The organism is Vallitalea longa, assembly GCF_027923465.1.
GTDB classification, from domain to species: Bacteria; Bacillota; Clostridia; order Lachnospirales; family Vallitaleaceae; genus Vallitalea; species Vallitalea longa.
In genome coordinates this window covers 1,261,069-1,283,047 of record NZ_BRLB01000001.1, presented here as the reverse complement: position 1 = coordinate 1,283,047, position 21,979 = coordinate 1,261,069, and the positions used below count along the sequence as shown (strand labels likewise).

Annotated in this window: 16 protein-coding genes and 1 pseudogene; 16 read left to right on the top strand and 1 reads right to left on the bottom strand. The window is 30.5% G+C overall.

The window, feature by feature from the left end; all coding sequences use genetic code 11:
* Nucleotides 1-14 precede the first annotated feature (14 nt).
* From QMG30_RS05580 to QMG30_RS05525, 12 genes are all read left to right on the top strand, one after another.
* Nucleotides 15-743, top strand: a complete 729-nt coding sequence (locus tag QMG30_RS05580) for a LytR/AlgR family response regulator transcription factor (RefSeq protein ID WP_281813103.1) — start codon at nt 15-17, stop codon at nt 741-743.
* A 15-nt stretch (nt 744-758) separates the two neighbouring features.
* On the top strand, nt 759-1,574 hold the full coding sequence (locus QMG30_RS05575; protein ID WP_281813102.1) for a hypothetical protein: 816 nt from the start codon (nt 759-761) through the stop codon (nt 1,572-1,574).
* Between the two features lie 18 nt (nt 1,575-1,592).
* Nucleotides 1,593-1,841 carry a hypothetical protein gene (locus tag QMG30_RS05570; protein WP_281813100.1) on the top strand — a complete coding sequence of 83 codons (249 nt, stop codon included), beginning with the start codon at nt 1,593-1,595 and terminating at the stop codon, nt 1,839-1,841.
* A gap of 564 nt (nt 1,842-2,405) precedes the next feature.
* A complete protein-coding gene (locus QMG30_RS05565) occupies nt 2,406-2,726 on the top strand; it encodes a WXG100 family type VII secretion target (RefSeq protein ID WP_281813098.1) in 321 nt (106 codons plus the stop codon).
* A 34-nt stretch (nt 2,727-2,760) separates the two neighbouring features.
* Nucleotides 2,761-3,063: a WXG100 family type VII secretion target gene (locus QMG30_RS05560; protein ID WP_281813096.1), complete on the top strand. Its 303-nt coding sequence runs from the start codon at nt 2,761-2,763 to the stop codon at nt 3,061-3,063.
* A gap of 28 nt (nt 3,064-3,091) precedes the next feature.
* Complete coding sequence (locus QMG30_RS05555; RefSeq protein WP_281813094.1) at nt 3,092-3,382, top strand: WXG100 family type VII secretion target; 291 nt, start codon at nt 3,092-3,094, stop codon at nt 3,380-3,382.
* Between the two features lie 144 nt (nt 3,383-3,526).
* Nucleotides 3,527-4,000 carry a hypothetical protein gene (locus QMG30_RS05550; protein WP_281813092.1) on the top strand — a complete coding sequence of 158 codons (474 nt, stop codon included), beginning with the start codon at nt 3,527-3,529 and terminating at the stop codon, nt 3,998-4,000.
* A gap of 75 nt (nt 4,001-4,075) precedes the next feature.
* Nucleotides 4,076-6,241: a TNT domain-containing protein gene (locus tag QMG30_RS05545; protein ID WP_281813089.1), complete on the top strand. Its 2,166-nt coding sequence runs from the start codon at nt 4,076-4,078 to the stop codon at nt 6,239-6,241.
* Complete coding sequence (locus QMG30_RS05540) at nt 6,234-6,830, top strand: hypothetical protein (RefSeq protein WP_281813086.1); 597 nt, start codon at nt 6,234-6,236, stop codon at nt 6,828-6,830. Before QMG30_RS05545 ends, QMG30_RS05540 begins: the two co-directional genes overlap by 8 nt.
* A gap of 377 nt (nt 6,831-7,207) precedes the next feature.
* Nucleotides 7,208-7,579 (top strand): hypothetical protein, encoded by a 372-nt coding sequence (locus QMG30_RS05535; RefSeq protein ID WP_281813084.1) that lies wholly within the window; start codon nt 7,208-7,210, stop codon nt 7,577-7,579.
* A gap of 80 nt (nt 7,580-7,659) precedes the next feature.
* Nucleotides 7,660-9,660, top strand: coding sequence for a hypothetical protein (locus QMG30_RS05530; protein ID WP_281813081.1), 2,001 nt, complete (start codon nt 7,660-7,662; stop codon nt 9,658-9,660).
* Between the two features lie 23 nt (nt 9,661-9,683).
* The gene (locus QMG30_RS05525) at nt 9,684-11,009 is read left to right on the top strand and encodes a hypothetical protein (RefSeq protein ID WP_281813078.1); all 1,326 of its coding nucleotides are present in this window, start codon (nt 9,684-9,686) and stop codon (nt 11,007-11,009) included.
* 340 nt (nt 11,010-11,349) lie between these two features.
* Here the strand turns inward: QMG30_RS05525 and QMG30_RS05520 are convergent.
* Nucleotides 11,350-12,051, bottom strand: a pseudogene (locus tag QMG30_RS05520) (transposase); the annotation flags it as partial.
* Nucleotides 12,052-12,227: 176 nt separating this feature from the next.
* On the opposite strand from QMG30_RS05520, the gene QMG30_RS05515 reads away from it, so the two are divergent.
* From QMG30_RS05515 to QMG30_RS05500, 4 genes are all read left to right on the top strand, one after another.
* Entirely contained in the window at nt 12,228-13,379 is a 1,152-nt protein-coding gene (locus QMG30_RS05515; RefSeq protein ID WP_281813075.1) for an S-layer homology domain-containing protein, read from the top strand.
* A gap of 3 nt (nt 13,380-13,382) precedes the next feature.
* The gene (locus tag QMG30_RS05510; RefSeq protein ID WP_281813073.1) at nt 13,383-13,712 is read left to right on the top strand and encodes a hypothetical protein; all 330 of its coding nucleotides are present in this window, start codon (nt 13,383-13,385) and stop codon (nt 13,710-13,712) included.
* Nucleotides 13,713-14,032: 320 nt separating this feature from the next.
* Nucleotides 14,033-15,181, top strand: coding sequence for an S-layer homology domain-containing protein (locus tag QMG30_RS05505; protein ID WP_281813072.1), 1,149 nt, complete (start codon nt 14,033-14,035; stop codon nt 15,179-15,181).
* Nucleotides 15,182-15,184: 3 nt separating this feature from the next.
* A complete protein-coding gene (locus QMG30_RS05500; protein ID WP_281813070.1) occupies nt 15,185-21,949 on the top strand; it encodes a glycine rich domain-containing protein in 6,765 nt (2,254 codons plus the stop codon).
* Nucleotides 21,950-21,979: the final 30 nt, after the last annotated feature.

The following is a 21,979-nucleotide window of genomic DNA, read 5'->3' as shown; positions in this document are numbered from 1 at the left end:
TGGAGGTGAATTAAGTGGTGAAAGTTGTTTTGTGTGATAGCTCAACTTCATATATGGAGAAAGTGAAGAAACAAATACAAAAGATAATAGATAATACTGGGTATAACATGAAAATAACATTACTAACCACCAAATTGAAACAAGTAATGGATTACTTGGAAGTAGACGAAGGCATTTCAATCTATATTATTGATGTTGATTATGAAGATAATCATCTAATAGGTATAAAATTGGCTAAGAAGATAAGACAGAAGGATAGAAATGCATATATTGTATTTAATACTATGCGTACAGACTCTGTATATAATGTAATGACAGGGCTTATAAGACCATCAGGATTTTTTAAGAAACCTATTAAAATAGATGATCTACAGATTCTAATGGGGGATATTTACAGAGATTATCTGAATCTACAGGGGGAGAGCGAGGATATATTTCATGTAAATATAGGATCGATTATATATCATATAGAATATAAACGTATATTGTACTTTGAAGCTTTTCAAAAAAAAGTATATATACATACTCTTAATCAGAGAATAGGTTATTATGATAGTTTATCAGAATTGGTCAAGAGACTTGATGATCAATTTGTACGTTGCCATAGAAGTTATCTGGTGAATGTGGATAATATTAAAAGGGTATCTTTCAATGATATGGTCCTTGAAATGAAGAATGGTGGGAAAATAGATATATCACGTACATATAAGAGTATGTTAAAAGAGAAATTGAATATAGAATAGTTAGGAGGAAGATCAATGCCCAAATTAGGTGAGGCAGGTTTTGTACTTACATTGCGGGAATTTGTTTTTTTGGCAGCACTGACTGGTGCAGAGAATATATATGGAGTTGAAGATGATACATATAAGTTAAGTCAAGAAGAGCTACAAGAAGAATGGAACAAAATAAAAGGTCAGCTAGAAAACAAGAACTACCTAGAAATAGATATAGATGGAAGCATAACAATTGATGATGATCTTTTTGAAATGATTCATCATTGTTGTAATCCACGGTTATTCATGAAATGTAACGGAAAAGGATTAGGGGAAAAAACATTTAACAGATGTTATTACATTTCTATCGACCATTCAGTGGAACTTGACCAAGATAGATTGATGAAAAATACATATGCTCTTACACCAATGAAAGATATGGATAAGATGATAGACAATCTAAAGGAATGTTATCTTATCAAGGGGGATTATGAATCCACAGAGATCTCCTTTGAAGTTGCTTTTGATGAATTCCAACAGATAACTGAGCAGATTGATATGTCAAAAGAGGAAGCTATTAATAAAATTGTATCATTAGGATGTACCAAAGAAGCAGCGATAGATTTCTATGGAGCATATAGAAATAAGAAAAAGTATATTATATCTTTTATTGCAAATGTCAGTAACCAAGATATAAAAGATGTATCCACATTCTATATTTTGGGAGGACAAAAATACTTATGGAAGACTAGTGATATTACTTCTGAAAACGATAATATAACTGTAAGTGTAAGTGACATTAAGGATATAGATAATCAGATATATGGATATATTGATGAAATCAAAAAAATCTATCTATAAATAGAAGGGGGTTATGTAATGGATAAGATTAATGTAGAGGTTATAGTTCCAGCTATTAATGATAAGTTCGAGTTTTTATTGCCAGTTGTCATGAAGGTGAATGTGGCCAAGCAGTTAATGGTAGGAATCATAGCTAATGCTCAAGGGTTGAGTTTTGATAGTGATGAGTTGATGTTGTGTTATATAGAGAAAGGTGAAGAAATTAAATTGAATGTATCTATAGAAGAAGCAGGGATAAAAGATGGTAGTAAATTATTATTGGTATAGATTTAGAGTTAATATGAGATAATAGGGGATTAACATAGATTACAGAATAATAATAAATTATACTTTATTGAGTGGACTCACGGGAATTACCTTAGTGATAAATAGTTAGTTTTACTTCGCCTTACTCCTGAAGGATCGGACTTCGTAAAACTAACTATTTATCACATTTTATTATCCATGAATATTATTAAAGAATGTAGATAGAGTTTTAAATCTTGAATTAGGATTATGTAATTAATTATATATTCTAATTCAAGATTTTTATTATTGTAGTTTAATATATTTTTTTATCAGATGATATTTTTATAATTTATAGGGTATATGATAAAAATTATTAGGGATAGAGGAGACAAAATTCGACAAAAAACCATTGTGCGATACTCACAAAACAGAGCCTTATTTTTTAGCTATTATTACTTTTTAATGCATTTCATCCAATGAAACGTGTCGTTCGTCAGGATTTGTTGAAAAAAGATAAAATATTCTATATCATATTATTTGTAAGAAACACAATAAAGCAAATCAATATATTGATAAGTTAGTAATGAAAAAAGGGAGGTAAAGATGAACCGACCTGTTAAAAGAATTAATTATTCAGATGCAATGAGAAAAGTAAGAAAAATAAGACGATTGTCTAGTGATTTAACTGGTGAATCAAGAGATTTAAACAATGTTATTAATGATATTGTGTATATATGGAAGGGGGAAGCATCAAAACAATTTATTAGTCAAGGTGAGATACTAGAAGATAGCATCAAGTCTACAGCCACAAAAATGGATCAATTAGCAGATAAAATTTTTAATGCTGCAGTTGATATAAGAGCAGAGGATGATAGGCGGTTAGAAAGATATCATGAATGGTTAGATGAACATCGTTCTTCTTAAAAAATTATGCAAAAACAATAGGAGGTTATATTATATGTCAAGGTCAATTACTGTAACACCATCCACATTAAGAACACAGTCAGGAACTATATCTAAAAAAGTAGATTATTATGAAGAATTATATGCAAAATTGATTTCTGAAGTAGATGAATTAGAAACTCAATGGAAAGGTAAAGGAAATAAGAAATTTGCTGAGCAAATACATGATTTCAAACCTAAATTTGATAAATTAGCTGAGGTTCTTAATAGTTATTGTTTATTTTTAAATAAAGCTGCAAATATCTATCAAGAAACAGAAAACAATGTTTTTGATAATGCAAATAGGTTAGGTGTGTAAATTTTAATAATAGAAAGGATGAATATATATGGATAGTAATTTTCAAGTTACAACTAGATTATTAACTGAAAAAGCAACTGTTGTAAATAATATAAATGAAGATTTTAAAGAAACTATGAAACAAATTAGAGATTTAATAAATGGTTTAGACCGGGAATGGAAAAGTGATGCTGCAAGAGAGTTTGTTGAAAAATTCAATAGTCTTTATACAGAATTTAATAATTATTATCGAGTAGTAGATTCTTATAAACAATTCTTAATAAAAGCTGCTGAAGATTATGTTGCAGCAGAAACAAAAATTCAACAGGGTATTTCTTAATAAAATGTTTACAAGGGCTGCCTAATAATAATTTAGCTGTAAAGAATTTATTCATATATCTTTACACCCTCACCCGTTATCTAGCTAAATTAGTGGACTATTCGGCAGTCCTCTATTTTGTTCAAATTTAAGGTGGTGACATGGTTGCAGATAAGTGCACAATTACAATATATGAGCATATTAGCAGACAGAATCAATGATATTAAGAGAAAAATCAACTTAATAATATTTACCTATGAGTCTATTCATAATAATCTTGACAATGAGATTCTAGGTAGAGATGATATCAGTAGTTTAATAAGGGAAGTAGATAATAACCTTAATATACTAGCTGAAAGAACTGGTAATTATAGTGATGTGCTTTCATATGCATGTGAGGAATATAGTAAATCTGAAGAAGAAATTGTAAGGTTGTACCATTTAGAATGCGGTGATTACTTAAATAAGTTAAGTTCTTCATATTCAATAATAAAAGTGCAAAAGATTATCGATTTTAATATGATCAAAAACATTAAACCATGTCTATTACCAAAAAAAGAACAAATTACAATGTCAAAAGTAACTAAAGGAGTTATAGAAGATGGGAAAAATATTATAATCAGAACATGGAAAAAATAAGATATAAATACATCTCTGATTCTGCAACATGAATTATCCTGTTTTATTCCAGAGGCGTTGATGAGGTGATTGCTTTTGGGTAATATATCAATAAGAACTGGTGAACTTCATAATGATCAATACCAACTTAAAAGATGTTTAGATAGAATTACAGAAATAGAAGATTCATTTCGTAATATAAAATATTCTTTAGATAGGGATATAAAATATCGAAATGGTATTGATAGCAAAATGACAAACATTGAAAACAAATTAGGTGAAATATCTAATGATTTATATAGATTGAGTGATTTTCTTAAGAATACAAAAGATGATTATGAATACGCAGAGAAAGAAATAGAATGTCTTGCATGTAGTCTTAATAATGTAACTCAGCCTAAGATTACAGAAAAATCAAATCAACATGATAATCCTTTTCTAAAAGGAGTGAGATTTTTATCTAAAATAGGGCTCTTTGGAATTATTGGAGGGCTTTTTACTACTATTGAAAATCTAAGCAAATTTTTCTCAAATAAAAAGGTTGTTAATAATACTGTCAAACATACCGATTTAAGTTATAATAAATCTAGATATAAATATGATGAAGATGTAGATTTTAAAGTCTTTAATGGATTAATATTAGAAGAAGGAATATATCAAGGTAAAATTAAAGATGATATTAAGGGGAAAGATATAGTTGACCTTAAGAAATCACTTGAAAATGTTCTGAAGAACTATGAAGGCTATAAAGTTGACCTGAAAGATGAAAATGGTAATTATAACTGCGATATTGATGGGAATTTAGATGAAGCAGTATATAAATTCCTATATGGATATAGAGAATACCATCCAGGAAATTATTTAAGATTCACTTATGATGCACTACCAGGCGAATATAAGCTAAAAACACTCTTGCATTGGGTAGATATGGCAGAGAATGATTACAGCACTCTTGAATTTGTCGTTAATCTATTACCTAAAGAATATTTCGAAAATATACCACCTCTTCCACTTCAAGATAATGAAATAGGCATGATAACTAATGAAAATAAATACGAAAGTTCAGATGCATACGAATATTACATAAAATATTATTTTCCTCTAGATGCATTAAATGAAGTTAATTACTTAAATGATCTAGAACAAGTTAAGAGAACTAGTTTTAACAGCTGGGCCAGACTAACTTATGGTTCAAGTAAAGCAGAACAGAAGGAAGAATTTGGTGTTGGACTATTATTTGGACTTTCAATAGCACCGCTAAAAACAGTCTATGATACGGTAGAAGGTATATATAGTTTTATACAAGATCCAGCACAGGTTAAAGTATTTGCAGAATTTATGGGGAAAGCTGTGGTTAATAGTGAGTATAGAGAAGCATTATGGACAATGATTACCCAAGCTATAGAACAATGGAAGATATCATATGATGAGGCGGAACCTTATGAAAAAGGAATTATAATAGGAAGTCTAATTGGTGAAGCTCTACTATCTGCACTTGAAGGTGGTAAGTCGGCAGTAGATATAGTTAAATTCGTCAAGAACGGCGGATTCAAAAAAGCAATAAAAGGTGTAATTGAAACAACAAAGAAAATCAATAAAATCATATCTGCCAAACTAGATGATCTGCCTGATCTAATTAGAGATATTACTCGTATAAAAAATTGTTACGAGGTAGTGACACCAGAAGGAATCATATATAAAATAGATATTGATGACTTACCAGATGAGAAGATCAAGTTATTGGATGAGATGATTGACGGTGGAGTAGATTCAATAAAAAAAGTAGATCGATTAAGAATTGATAAGTGGGACTATACTCCAACTGATGAATTATATCTAAAATATAAAAAAGTATATGATGATCCATTATTCTATGATCAAGCTACAGGTAAGATCCATTGGCCTGTTGATGATGGATTTAAAGCAGGTACAAAAGGTGATTCTATAATAAAAGAAGGTAAAGTTTTTAAAAGATATGGCGAAAATACTGGTGAATTTTTAGGAAGTGCAACGGATTCTTTTGAATCAAGAGCATTAGCACCACATAGCGAAAATGCTTCAATCCATTACTATCAACTAACTGAAGATTATAAAATGACATCGGGCAAGGCAGCGCCATGGTTTGGAAGTGATGGAGGTGCAGACCAATTTGTTAAATATAAACCAGATGGAACAAAATATACAATTAAAGAACTAGAGGATGCTGGAATATTAGAAGATATTACAGATCTGGTAGAAAGAGGTGAAATTTTAATTGATTAATGAATTAAGAGAAATTTTAAATAAACCTGAATATGACATAAGAAAGGTAAATGATAGAATTATGATCTGTTATGGAAATTCTAACTTCTATCCAGAAGATTATATTGAAATTAAGATATATGAGAATGATTATGAAGTTTGTGAAATCCATAAGGATATAACAAGAACTGGAGTAAGAACTAATAAAAAAGATGATGTAATTGTTTTAACCATTGTTTTATGTAAAAGATTATATGAATCTGATGGAGGAGATATTAAAATAGCTAGAACTATACGTAAATTAGTTAATGAAGAGAAAATTAAAGAGGGTATAGTATTATTAAAAGAAAATTTGACAGAAGATAATTATTCATTAACTAGCGAAGAGAAGGATAAGGTATGTTTAATTATTAATGAAAACAAATGCAATGTAAAATTTCATGGAAAAAATCTTGTTGAGAACGCTAAATTAAGTAGAGGTTTTGTTGCGCTATACAATTATAGCAGAAGTTTAATGGAAATTACAGCAATATATAATTTATTAAGTTTAAACTTTAACTTTTCTTATGAGAAAAAAGAGCTGGAAGATATATATATATTTGGTATATAAAAGATTATCACTTTTATTAGTTAAGAACAAATGAAAGAATAGATTTATGAAGACAATTATTCTTATTAATGCTTATGATTCTGATTCAGTTAGATATATGAGTTGAATCAAATAAAAACTAAAATTAACTATAATTTTACTATTAATCAATTAAACAATTACTTACTATAATATATATATTAGAAACTCCTATTGCTATAAGATTTAGTAATAGGAGTTTTATATAAATATATCAATCATTAAAAATATAAAATAAATGTTTTTCATTCCATAAATCATATGATATAAAAATATATTATGATTAAGGGTATTAATCAACTTATTAATTATATTAACGATATCAACAATTATTTATAGAAGATAAGGAGGATTAATTAATGTCTAGTACAACAATACATACTGAAGAGGTTGAACAAAAATTAATTAAGCTAGAAGTGTTATCTAAAATTATTTATTACAAAAAATGTTCACTAAGTGAGGATAACAAATGGTTAGATAATATTGATAAAAATGAAATAGATAAGATTAGTAAAGAGATACTAGTATTAGAAAAATATGTATATAGTGTTAAAAATTATGTTAAGGAAGCTATAGAATCTTGTGAACACGTTAACAAACCTATAGATGTAAAAGATAATGATGTTAATAATAATAACTATCACAGAAGTAGTTTAATTAAGTTATATAATAGACTTGATAAAAGTTTTGTAACATTATGGGAAGTATATAATGATATATTAAAGCAATAATATGATGTTATATACCGAATATTATAACTAAACATAGAAAAAAACAACAATATTTGATAAAATATTTAGGGGGAATATTTATGAACGATATAAGTATTAGTATGAAAGAGCTAGTTGATATAGTTCCTAAAATAGATGATATGTCAATTAAAATAAGTGGGATTGGAAATAAATTATCGAGTATAAGGCATAGCTTAGATATGGATATAAGATGTAGACAAGACATAGGAGAAAATTTTAATGCTATATATAAAGAATTAAATAACCTAGCCGAATCTATAACTAGATCATCAGCATTCGTTAACAATGCAGTAGAATCATATGAAGAAGCTGAACAAAGATTAGTTCAGTCTTTTAATGAAATAGATCATCAAGCAGAAATATCTGTAAATGATAAAAAAGATGAAGGTGATAGTTGGAATATTATTGATACAATATCTAAAGTACTAAGATCCATAAGATCCTTTTTGAAATCCAGTATAAAGCATATATCTGATTTTTTTGATAAAAGTGGAGAAGTTATAAATAATAAATATGAACATAAACAAGAGACTTCAATACCAGAATTAGATGGAATATTATCAATTAATAATAACAATGAATATAATTATTATGTCAAGGTTCTACAACAGAGATTAAATGTATTAGGTTACACAGATTCAGAAGGAAAGCCTTTAAAAGAAGATGGATACTTTAATTATGAAACTTTGGAAGTAGTCAATAAATTCAAAGATGAGAAAGGATTATGGAATTTTGGACAATATGCAGGAAAAGTTGGAGAAACCACGTGGGGATATTTGTTTAATGAAGAAAAGACTTCTGAAATCAATAACATAGGGGAAAAAACACATGTTAAACAAAGTACAAGAGAATATGGAAATCCTAGTTACAAGGAAATCGTAGACTATATAAAAAATAAGTGTAATGAGATAGGTCTGCCAGAAGATATTGGATTAGCAATAGCATGGACTGAAAGTGGAATGACTCAATTTAAAGGAGATAATATACCTGAAGCAAATATAAATAAAAATTCTTCTCAAGATTGGGGAATAATGCAGCTTAATGATAGATATTGGGGTGATAATCTAGAACGTATACAAAATGATTGGAAATACAACATAGATTGTGGTTTAGGATATGCTTATGACAGGTATAATAAGGCGATTCAACTTGGTGAAAAGGATTTAGCAAGAGCAACTTATGCAGGTTATAATTCAGGAAGTAACCTTGATAGATATAGGACAGAAAGTGATAGTAGGGACGAACGTTTTTTTAAGAAATATCAAACTAAACCTTGGGAAGATAAAATCAATATAGAACCTGTGGATGAAGAGAATAATAAAGTAACTGAACAAAACGATAATAATATTGATACTAAATCTTGTGAAGATAAAATCAATACAGAATCAGTGGACGTAGAAACTAATATAATAACTGATCAAAACTATTATATGACTGATACTACAGTATGGAATGCAGTTAAGCCATTATATACTTATGATACTGGTGAAAGAACAGCACAAGTATATAATAAACTCATAGATCAATTCAATGTTAAGACTAATCCAAGATATATACCAAGAGATAATACATATTGTAATATCTTTGCATGGGATGTTTCTATAGCAATGGGAGTAGAATTACCTAGATTTGTTGAAGTTAATGAGATAGGGAATCTAGAAGATGCTACGGGGAAAGCTATTGGACGTAATTTAGGTGAACATATATTATATCAGAATAAATCTAATTATAATGCTGATGCAACAGAATTAAATGCTAACCGATTAGCTATATGGTTAGATGCTCAAGGAGAAAATTATGGATGGAAAGAAATAAGTCCAGAAGAAGCCCAAAAAAGAGCTAATCAAGGGTATATGACTATTTCTTGTATAGATAAATCTCCTGATACAGGACATGTTCAAGTTATACGTCCTACACCTGATGGTAGTGAATATAATGCAGAGAAAGGAGTTTATTTAGCCCAAGCAGGTGGAGTAAAAGCTATCAGTAATGGATTATATTTTCTAGAATTTTATAAAAAAAGTTATTACAAAAAATATAAATTCTATACTCATGATTAAATTTTACAGAAAGGATAAATAAAATGAAAAAAATTTTATGTATGTTAATAGGCATCATCATATTATCAACAGGATGCTGTAATGGTACAACTGCGAAATTAGAAGATAAGAAAACAGAGGTTGAAGATACTAGTTCAAATGTAATTAATAAAGTAGAGAAAAATAATGAAGACCAAGTAGATGATAATTCGCAAGAAGATGATTTAAAAGAAGTGGATAATTCGAAAGAAGAAGATAATGTCAAAGATCAAAAAGCTAATTCTACACATCAAGAAAATAAAACCAACCCTAATTGCTCTGCTTCCTTAATTATAGATAAAGAAACATTGCTTGGTACGTGGCAGGCTAGTAATAGTATAGGAGATGGTAGTGTTGAAATGTTCTCCTTTGGAGATGATGGTAATTTCACATATAGTACTAGTGAATATGATATAGATAGGATGCTTATAAGTTGCTCTGGAAAATGGGTTATTGATAATAATGATTTCTTGACTGTGACAATAGATGCTAAAACCGTAATAGATAATGAACTAGGAGAACGAGAATATAAAGAAATAATTCTAGAAACGCCAGAAGAAAAAAGATATTCGCTTAGTGATTTGGAAACGACAGATATAGATAGATTCCCATTGACTATGAAAATAGATAATGACAGTTATTGGAAAATAGTATGCATTAGTAATGTTGATTTAGATAAAATAGATGAATTGACTAAGAATAAAATTGCAGAATTTAAAGAAGCGGTGTCAAAAGCAGAACAGAACATGTCAAATGAAAATCTTGTAAAAGCTTTTATTATTGGTAAAGTGTTAGAAAAACTATATATTGAGCAGACTGATAGAAAATGGATAGAAGAGAAAAAAAAATTTTTAGAGTATAGATTAGGTAGTTTTTCATTAATTTATACTGGTATTTCACCTGATTATGAGCAATTTACTGCTCTTATTCAACCTCAAATGACAAATAGTTATGATTTTACTGAGGCAGTTAATAGTGTAGCTAATGATGATGATGAGATGGATATGTTAGATGATATTTCTTACATTGAACCTGAAGGTTACTTTGCTATTGACCTATATGTAGAAGATTTATTAGATACTCAAGAAACTATACAAATTGATAATTTAAGATTAGATTTTGATGATGGCAATACAGTATATATGGATGAAGATATAGAAGAAGTTGATAGATATCTAAAAGATTATGATAGAAAGATGAAAAAAGATTTAACCCTAGATAATAAATCATGGAATTTATATATATTTAAGAAAACGGAATTTGAGCCAAATGAGATAACTATATATGAATCTGGACAGGTATTCCATTTGAAAAAAGATTTTATTAATTAATTTGGCATACATTTAAAAGCTCGGTTAAAGTATTCTACTTAATGGGTGCTTAATCCTACAGATGCATTAAAAGCACAGGATTTATGGAGTTAAGCAATATATGAAAGTAAAGTTAATTACTTATATTTATTAAGTAGGTTATATATCGAGGTAGTGTAAAGTAGCCTATGAAAAACAAAAACAAAAAAACAAGTAAGACTTAAAAGAAAAAAGGGGTAACAAAAATGGCTCTTGGTAACTTACGCCACCCTTGACAGCACCATTAAACAATGCTTAAAAAGGTTGCCGACGGTGAAGAACTCAAGAACAGATAGACCTATCCCGTCGTAATCATGGCATTGTAGCAAGACAAACAAAGTCCCATGATATGAGCACTTTTACTACGGAATTTAAAAGAAGAAGCATTTTTAGGAAGAGAATCCAAATCCATAGCAAAAAAATCTACAGAGAATTCACGGTAGATATAGCGCAGTTTATACTTATAGCGATCAGAATGTTTTACGTCATTAGGTAATTTACGCACATTGGATATATAGTAAGAGCACTTATTATTAATACACTTATGTATAGTAAAATGTTTCCTATCCTTTTTTGCAACAAGAGAATGATTGCAATAAGGACATTTAAGAACAAGAGGAGAAGAAACTTGTTCACCCGAAACAAACGTTTTTTGGCAAACTTTACACTTAAATTGGCCTTTACCACCATTATTATCGTAAATATATTGGTGTGGAGCACCACATAAAGGGCAAATAGTATCGTTAGGAACATTACGGATTTTACCTTTTTGAGTCCTAACAGGTTTTAAAGGTTTACCATAACGAAGGAGATAATATTCAGTCAAAAACTGCCAATCTTGTTTAACAAAGCGTTTAATAATAGGTAGTTTATCTGTCTTGAATTTCTGATACTTAGGTGAATGAGCATCATCAAAAGCCCATTGCTTAAGAGGAATAAATTTGGAGATAAAAAGAAGTAACCAAGAAATTTGTTGATTTTGGTATTGAATTATATCAAGTAAATAAGTTATAATTGAAGGCATAGCAATGACATCCTTTCAGAAATATTTGGTGTGTTGGAACTTCAATTATAACTGAAAATAGGGGGTCATTGTTATTTTATTGCAAAAAAACTGTGAAACCCTTATAAATAAAGAATTAAAACAAACAGTGTAGTGTAATATTTTACACTACCATACATCCAAGGAGGAGTTATTTTATGAAAAAGTTAATTAATTTATGTATGGTATTTATTTTTATGGTAAGTGTGACATCTAACGTATTGGCATCAGAAATTATTGAGCCTAGTGATTGGGCTAAAGATATTATTAAAGAAAGTATTGAAGAAGGTTTAGTACCTGAACATTTACAAAATAATTATCAAGATGATATTACTAGAGAAGAGTTTACGGAACTAATGGTAACTGCTATTATAGCTAAAGTCAATAAATATAATGATGATTATATGGATGAGTATACAAGAAAAGCTTGGAAATTTCAAACACTAACTGTAGATAACTATTTTGACTATGTAACTACAGATGTTCAGTTTACCGATACAGATAATAATTATGTTAAAATGGCTAATACTTTAGGAATCATTCAAGGTGTTGGAGATAATAAATTTGCACCTGATGATTTAATAACAAGAGAGCAAGCAGCATGCATGTTTTTTAATTACGCACAGACAAAAGTATCTGCAAGCCGTAAACCTGCAGAATACGATTTATCAGATATTGAAACGTGTAGCGACTGGGCTAGGCTAGGTGTTAAATTAGCTTATAGTGTGTCTTTATTTAATGGAACAAAAGAACCTGTTAGAGGTGAATGGGGTTCTGTTGTAACTAAAGGTGCCTTTAGCCCTTTAGAAAACATAACGCGTGAACAAGCTATTGTAGTTACTAAACGTATGGCAGATAGGGATCTTCTAGATAAATTGCGTATTCAAAATTATTATGATATAACTATGGATGAATTATTCTATGGTATACAAATAAAAGATAATAGTGTTAGCTTATTAAACGGAGATTATGAAAACGATATATCCCCTGATCTTACTGTAGCTTTTGAGTATTCTTGGTTTAGAGATATTATAACTGATTATCCTACAGGTGCCTTTGAAAGTATTTTTAGCAGACCTTACGGATTAGTCCACCCTTCTTGGGATTGGAAAAATGCAGAAGGAATATTGAACGGAGAACGTCAAGTTTATGATTTTGGAGTATTTACACTAATTCATAACGATACACCAGATACTTTAGTTACAGTGTATAAGAATGTAAATATAGGGTATACTACCCGAGCTGATATTTACTTTAGATATATCACTGAAGATGACACTTATAGAATATATTTGATAGAGGAGGAATAATCTATGAAGAAAGTTATTATATCGTGTATGCTTATAATAATTTTAATTTTTACAAGTTTTAACACGATTGTTATTAATGCGGGTATTACAGGTAAAGGAGGCTCGTTACCTGCTGGAGGTACGGCTAACCTTAAAGGTGGAGGAATTATAGAAACTACATGTTTTAGAGTTGGGTTAGAGCAGCAAGCCGTTAAGGTACCTAATGATTATGATAAAGATTGTACAAAGAGTATGCAAGATCAAATAGAAGCTGAATATATTGATACATTTCCTGACGTGAATTTTAGTTTTATATTTGTTCCAAGTTCTATATGGGTAGATATAAAAAGTTAATTGGTTAATATCAAATTGGGAATGGTAGTATAGAGTATGTACAAAGAGGATTACATAGATTATAAGATTTTTATAAACAAAAAACAGTTAAAAGCAAACATGTATATGCTGATAGATTAAAAATGATTGCTGGAGATTTAAACAGTGCTATTGATTTAGCAGTAAACAGTAAATGAAAAGATTATTTGTTACAAAAATGCAAAAAATATAATCCTGCAGATGCATTAAAAGCACAGGATTTATGGAGTTAAGCAATATATGAAAGTAAAGTTAATTACTTATATTTATTAAGTAGTTTATATATCGAAGGAGGAATTTTTATGAAAAAATTAATTAATTTATGTATGGTATTTATTTTTATGGTAAGTTTTAATGTTAATGTTTTAGCCGCGAGTGATGAGCCCAGTGATTGGGCTAAAGATATTATTAAAGAAAGTATTGAAGAAGGGTTAGTACCTGAACATTTACAAAATAATTATCAAGATGATATTACTAGAGAAGAGTTTACGGAACTAATGGTCACTGCTATTATAGCTAAAGTTAATAAATATAATGATGATTACATGTCTGAATTTGCTAGAAAACCTTGGAAATTCCAAGTGTTGACTGTAGATAATTATTTTGACTATGTAACTACAGATGTTAAATTTGATGATACAGATAATAAGTATGTAAAGATGGCGAATACTCTAGGAATTATTCAAGGTGTTGGAAATAATAATTTTGCACCTGATGATTTAATAACTAGAGAACAGGCAGCATGTATGTTTTTCAATTATGCACAAACAGAAGTGTCTCCAGACACTATAGCAGCAGAAGAAAATTTATCAGATATTGAAACATGTAGTGATTGGGCAAAACTAGGCGTTGAGTTAGCTTATCATTGTAATTTATTTAATGGAACTAAAGAGCCTATTAAAGATAACTGGGGTTTTGTTGTAACTCAAGGAAAATTTAGTCCGTTAGATAATATAACGCGTGAACAAGCTATTGCGGTTACTAAACGTATGGCAGATAGAGATCTTTTAGACAAGTTACGTATTCAAAATTATTACGATATAACTATGGATGAATTATTCTATGGTATACAAATAAAAGATAATAGTGTTAGCTTATTAAATGGAAATTATGAAAATGATATATCTACCAATCTTACTATAGCTTTTGAGTATTCTTGGTTTAGAGATATCATAACTGATTATCCTACAGGCGCCTTTGAAGGTATTTTTAGTAGACCTTACGGATTAGTTCATCCATCTTGGGATTGGAAAAATGCAGAAGGATTGTTAAATGGAGAACGTCAGGTTTATGATTTTGGAGAATTCACATTAATTCACAATGATACCCCTAATACTTTAGTTACAGTATATAAGAATGTAAATACGGGATATATTACTAGGGCTGATATTCAATTTGCACATTTTATAGAAGATAATTTAAAAGTAATAAATTTAATAGAGGAGGAATAACATATGAAAAAAGTTATATCGTGTATGCTTGTAATTGTACTTATTTTTGCAAGTTTTAACACGATTGATATTAATGCAGGTATTACAGGAAATGCAGGTTCTCTACCTGCTGGAGGTACAGCTAATCTTAAAGGTGGGGGAATTATAGAAACTACTTGTTTTAGAGTAGGAATAGAACAGCAATCTGTTAAGACGCCTATTGATTATAATAAAGATTGTAAAAAGAGCATGCAAGATCAAATAGAAGATGAATACGTTGATAGATTCCCTGATGTAAATTTTAGTTTTATATTTGTTCCTAGAGCTGATTATGTTTTACCTAGAGATACAATGCTAGGGTGGTATGTCCCTGGTGCAGGTTCTTTAGACTATGCTACGGATGCTCATGTAACGTATAAAGTACGTCCACAATCAAATGTTACTGATGAAGTAACAGAACATGTTTATGCAGATAAAATAAAAGATAAGGTTAAAACTTTAGCAGATTATTCAAAACTTGCAGAGAATGATGCTTGGAAAAAATACTTGTTAGATGGTGATTCTAACGAAGCAAAGTCTGCCGACGCATTAGCAGCTGAAGATTTGTGGAGTTACTTTTTTACTAATTACACAAGTACTAAAGCACCTATCGAATTTAAGTTAAAAGAATATGTAAAACCTGTAGATTTTAGAACAGCTTCTGAAGCTGAGGTAGTAAATAATAAAGTTAATTATTTAGATTTATTAATGACTTTATATAGTATGTCTTATGATAATCAAAAGAGATATTATAGAGATGAAATAAATAGATATATTAGAGGAAATGATCAAAAAGCAAATCCAACCTTAATTACCATCGATACTTGTATAAAAGTTACAGCAGATGAATTTGGAAGTTCGTATTTATTTTTACCTACAACTTATTATTTAGAGTATTCAGCAGGTATTACTCCTGGAAATAGATTTTTTGAAAACTCATCAAAAGCACTTGGAAATAATCCTACGTATAACATGGATGCTACTGGATTAGGTCATTCATTTCAAATTATGGATAATTTGATTAATAGGTCTATTCAAGCTCAACCAGATAAACCTCGTATTACAGATATAAATGATATATCTAGTAATTGCTTTGCTTGGGGCATAACTGGAGTTTTAGGTAAGGCAAGACTTTATACGCAAACTGACAAAGCTGTCTGGTCTCCTAGATCAAAATATACTGGAATAATGGAAGCTCTAACGTTTAAAGGCTCACACATTGGATTTTTAGTTATAGACTCAGGAGCAGCTACGGCACCGCCTATAGACCTATCTGGTTCTTTTTCTGTTAAAGCATCAGATCCTGAAATAACTCCTATTAAAGATAGAGAAGTTATTGGTGATTGTCCTATTATAAGTATTAAAGGTATTCTCAAGAAGGATGAAGAGAATAAGTGGAACAATGTTTATGATCGTATTAAAGATTTTCAATCTGGACATCCTATGATAAAAGTAAATTTAAATGTTTCTGGAGATGATTCTGAATTAGCTGATACAGGTGATCGATTAAATGCTAATAGTAAAGTCACAGGTAATAATAAATGGGTACCTGTAGATAAAGATTGGTTACTAGATTTTATGAAAGGTAAAGAAGAAATTGATTTTACTCATAATTTAATGGATTTTAGTATACCTTATAGTTCTAGAAAAGAGTTTATATACACAGCTGATATACAAGTACTTTTAGATCCTGACGAAAAAGTAATAACTTTAACTGGAGAACCTGCTAGTGATAATAAAGTATATGTAAATGGTGATGAACCTGATTTATCAGTATCATATACTTCAGGATTTAGAGGATGGTCTGAGTTAAAATCAGGTTCTCCTGGTTATGAAAAATTTGAAGCAATGGCAGGAACTCCTACAACAGAACCTTTATACTTTATAAGTGGTGGTTCTGAGTTTATAGTTGATTTTTCTGCAACTTATAAAAAGAATTTAGAAGTTGAAAGAACGTATAAATCTGTATTTAGTGGAAACGTACCTTCCGAATTTATGAAGGGCGATCAGGCGGGCGAATATACTGTTCCTAGTCCTTCAGGTGAAAAAACTTGTGATTTAAAAGTTAATGTTCATGGTGGAGATTGTACAGTGTCAGCGACTTGGAAAGGTGATATACCTAACAATGCGAAAGCTGTTAGTGAGAAGGGAACAGGGCGCGTATCAGTTACATGTTCTGCTGATCCTGATTGGCGTAAATATAGAGCAGATGAAAAGTTAGCACAAGCATGGGTTAAAGCTGTAAACAGTTATACTATATCGCATACAGCGGCTAGCGATGGTAAAACCAGAACTTTTAATAAATGGAATGCTAGAATGAATCCGTCAACGAGTCCTCCTACAGATACTCATGATTCAGATAGTAATATAACTCATAAAGATGTACCTTACATAGATGAAGACGGTAATAAGAAAACTAAATCAGAGCCTGTTTATGGACCTTGTGAAGCTAAAGCAGAACCTAGTGGTCCAGGTCATTATACTATTAAGGTTACTGCTAGTATTCCACCTCACTGTGTATGTGGAGGAGAACATGAAAATATAATGCCTCCTGTAGAGGATACCTGGACTCAAAAAATAACGTATGATACATTTCAAATAGACAAAGCTCAAGTGTGGAAAATAGATAGATCTAATTTAGATGGTACAATAAATTTATTAGAAACTGACGATGTTACTGCAACTATCAAGAAAGGTGACCCTAATATATTTTATAATATAGCAGCAACAGAGACATCTAAAGATGGACGGTTAAGATATTCGTTAGAACCCCAAATGTTAGATACTGTTGTTTGGAATGAAGGACCTAGAACAAATAAATCTAATGGAAAAGGTACTAATTATGCAGCTAATATAACTGCACCACAACATAATGCGGATTGGGCTACAGGTATTTTATATAATAATCCATCTTATTCAAATACATTGGATTATCACTTAAACAATTCAGATTCAACAGATCAAGATACAGTTGAATTCAAAAAGTTTGAGGAACGACGTGCTATGAAAAATACAGCTACTGTCATTAGCGATTATTTGATATTGCAAACTTCTTCAGGTGACCAAGCTATATTATATTATGAGAAAGAATCTACTGAAAAGAAAGCACAAGAAAACTTTGATAAAGTAGTAATACCTTCACAAGAGATGTGGGAAAATAATCCTGAGTCAGCGGCTAAGATGGAAGAAGATTCTATAAATGTAGGTTCTTATAATGGGAACTTTACAAATCCTAATAAAAAGTACAAAGGTTCTGGAGATAAGCACAAGACTAAAACTATTTTTGATTCAGATCCTGCAAAAGTAGTATATAGACCTAGTAGACCTTCTAGTTTAATGTTGTATGCTGGTAATTTAGATGTACCTGATACAAAACCAAATGGTGAATACACAGTTGGTGATTCCACTTTATATTATAAACATATACTAAACGAAAAAGGGAAAAGTTTGATGTATAAAGACGAATATTGTTCAGATTATAGAACCAGTGGTTTAGTAGTTGATACCACTTATTCTGATAATCATACTGATATAAATGATATAGTTATACATAATCCAGTTTCATCTCAAGATGCAATGGTAATGCCTGTGGAAGATGCAATGGATCAAAGAACTGATTCTACTTCTATATTAGGAGGAAACTTACAAGAAGATTACATTGAGTATGTAACGAAATTAAAAGAAATCCATCCTAAACAAGAATTTTTATATAATGGAAATGCAGAAGAAGTTTCTAATTTAGTTGATATAATAAATTGGCAAAAAGTTTCTACAGGTACTGGAGCAGTTTTGAAACAGTTAACTAATTTATCTAAAATAGCAGGTAAAGGTTCTTTCTATATAAAACCACCTGATGAAACTACAAAATTAGCTAAATATTCAACAACTACTATAGGTTCGGAAAATAGAAATTATAATTTTTCAGGTAAGATTATAGTTAAAGATTGTATTGGATATTTTGAGATAAAAGCTCTTAATGATGATGGTAAAACTTTAAAAATATGGACAGCAAATAGTTCAGGTACTAGTTTTACAACACCAAAGAATACTGTCGAATTAGAGGTTAATATAATAGCAAAAAAACAATCAGGTAAGTCAGGTTATGTTATTGCAGATGACTTATCTTTAACTCTAAAAGATGGTGAAAAAGATGAATGGTATCCTTTAAAATATACTATCTACCAGGAATTTGATGTAAATAATTCTGATTATGTAAAACCGTATACTATAGATAATCCAGAGTATCAACCTGAACAGAAAATCAAGAATCCCAATTATGTAAAGCCAAGCTATACTTACGAGTATTCAGGTAATTACCAAGAATTTACTGTGCCTGTAACAGGTACTTATACTTTAGAAGTATGGGGAGCTCAAGGTGGAGGTAATTATGGTGGTAAAGGTGGATATTCAAAAGGTAATTATTATCTAACTAAAGGAGACACTGCTAGAGTATATGTTGGTGGTCAAGGAGGAAAGTATAGTGGGACTGGTTATCAGACTGTACCTGGTGGTTATAATGGCGGAGGTTCTGGTTATGGAGATCAAAGAGCATCAGGTGGAGGTGGTGCTACTGATATAAGAATAGGTGGTACTACTTTAATAAATAGAGTAATCGTAGCTGGCGGAGGTGGTGGCCAAGGAATATCATCTTCTACTTATAGTGGAGGAGCTGGCGGAGGTTATGCTGGGCAAGATGGTAATCGAGGCGGTTATGGCGCTACACAAACATACGGCTATACAAAAGGTTTAGGAGGTAATGGATCGAGCTCTGTATCTTCACCAGATAATGGAGGTGGAGGTGGAGGCTGGTACGGCGGTTATGGTGGTAAGGATGATGAAGCTGGAGGCGGTGGCGGCTCTGGTTATATTGGTAGTGTAGCTAATGGCTATACAGATGTTGGCGTTAGAGAAGGTAACGGTTATGCAACTATAACTTCACCATCACAGAATGAAGAACCCGAATATATTACCATACCTGCTAAAGGAGAACCCACTATTACAATAAATAATGCTCATTACGTACCAGCTGTGGTTGAAGAAAGAATAGGTGATGCAGGTCAAACTGAAAAAGTTGTTGTTAAACCTGCTAAAGGAATACCATGGATACAAGGATTGGCTCCAAGTCTTAAATCATATACAGAAGTAGATAAAACTAAATCGCAGCCACCAGACGATTGGTATGAAACAGTTGAAGTTGTAATCCCAGCGAATCCAACAGTTCCAATACCGGGTATGGGTAATGTAACTGCGGGAGATTTTTTAACTTTGGATTATCCTTTTACGGTACACTATCCAAATGAAGGAGATTTTTATGGTGATGGTTGTTATGGTATATCTAGGACTACTTATAATAGAGGTAAGGGATTCGTAGATAATATGGATACAACTAAATGGACTAAAGAGAAATTTGTTAAATTTGAATTTAATGTTATATATGAAGGTGTTCTTTATAGATCAGGCACTGAAATATCTTTAGATGTGGATGAGGAGTTTTTTGAATTTTATTTACCTTTAGCTAATAAAGAAGCCATAAGTGCTGGCGTTGAGTTTTACTCTGTAGCTATAAACGGAAACATCGTTAACAACTCATATGAGACTAATAAAAAAAGAGATTCTAATAAAAAGGCTAAGCATTCATCCTTTAAAGGTTATAATATAGATTTATTAGGAAGAATAGGTAATATGGTTATAGAAGATACTGGTGATTTCAGATTCGCTAATTTATTTAAAACTCCAAAATATCCTACTGAATGGTTAATACCTAATGTTGTTAAAGATGTAGATACAAGTAATCAAAATCAATATGTTGGTTCGACTTATGACATAAGGGGTAAGTTAGCAACTCGGTATACTGAATACCTTAATACTTTTGGTACATTGAATTTCTTAGAAACAAAGCCACTTGAATTTCCGTTAACACCATCAATGAATAATATACCAGCTCTTGTTAAGCAGCCGTTAAGAATAGGTTATCCGATATTTATGGATATTCAAACAATAGGTAATTATTATTCATCATTACAAGTTATACCTTATTATTATAAATTAGATCTAGGTACAGGTGATATAACAAAAGTAGATGTATATATGAGAGATGGGGATGGATATGTACCTATCAATATATACGGAAACGCTACGGCTGATTGGGATCCTGATAGTGTGTATCATCAACCAATAAAATTAGATTGGGAAGATAATAAGGCAAGAAGAAATTATACATCTGATGAGAGAGATATCACATTAGAGGTACAAGAGCTAATGTACAATATTAATGAATCAGGAGACGTAGTACCTATTGCAATACCTACAGGAAATGATTATATTTACGGTATCCCTCAATTACTTAAATTAGATGGTAGAAATAGAACATTTATTGGAACATCTATGACACAAGGTATAGATAGAAATCCTGGAGATGTACTAGATGAATTTGAATACGAGGAACAAGCTCAAAGATGGCATTTCAGTCTTAAGTTACCTTCTTCATCTATTTTTGTTGAAACAGGTAAAAAGCCTACTCAAGCTAACATTGATAGCGTTATGAATAATACAAGCGTCATTATAAGTGCATTAGATATTAAATGTGTAGGCGATACTTATGTGTTGAATTATAAACATCAAGGTGGAAATGGTTCGGTTAATATTGTAGGTAAAGATTACTCTTTAACTAAAATACCTCAAAGTGTTGTAGCAGTTTTTTCAGCATCTAAGTCATCAGCAGATGATTTAGATACTTCTGGAACTCATTAAGAATGGTAAAGGGAGATTTTTCTCCCTTTA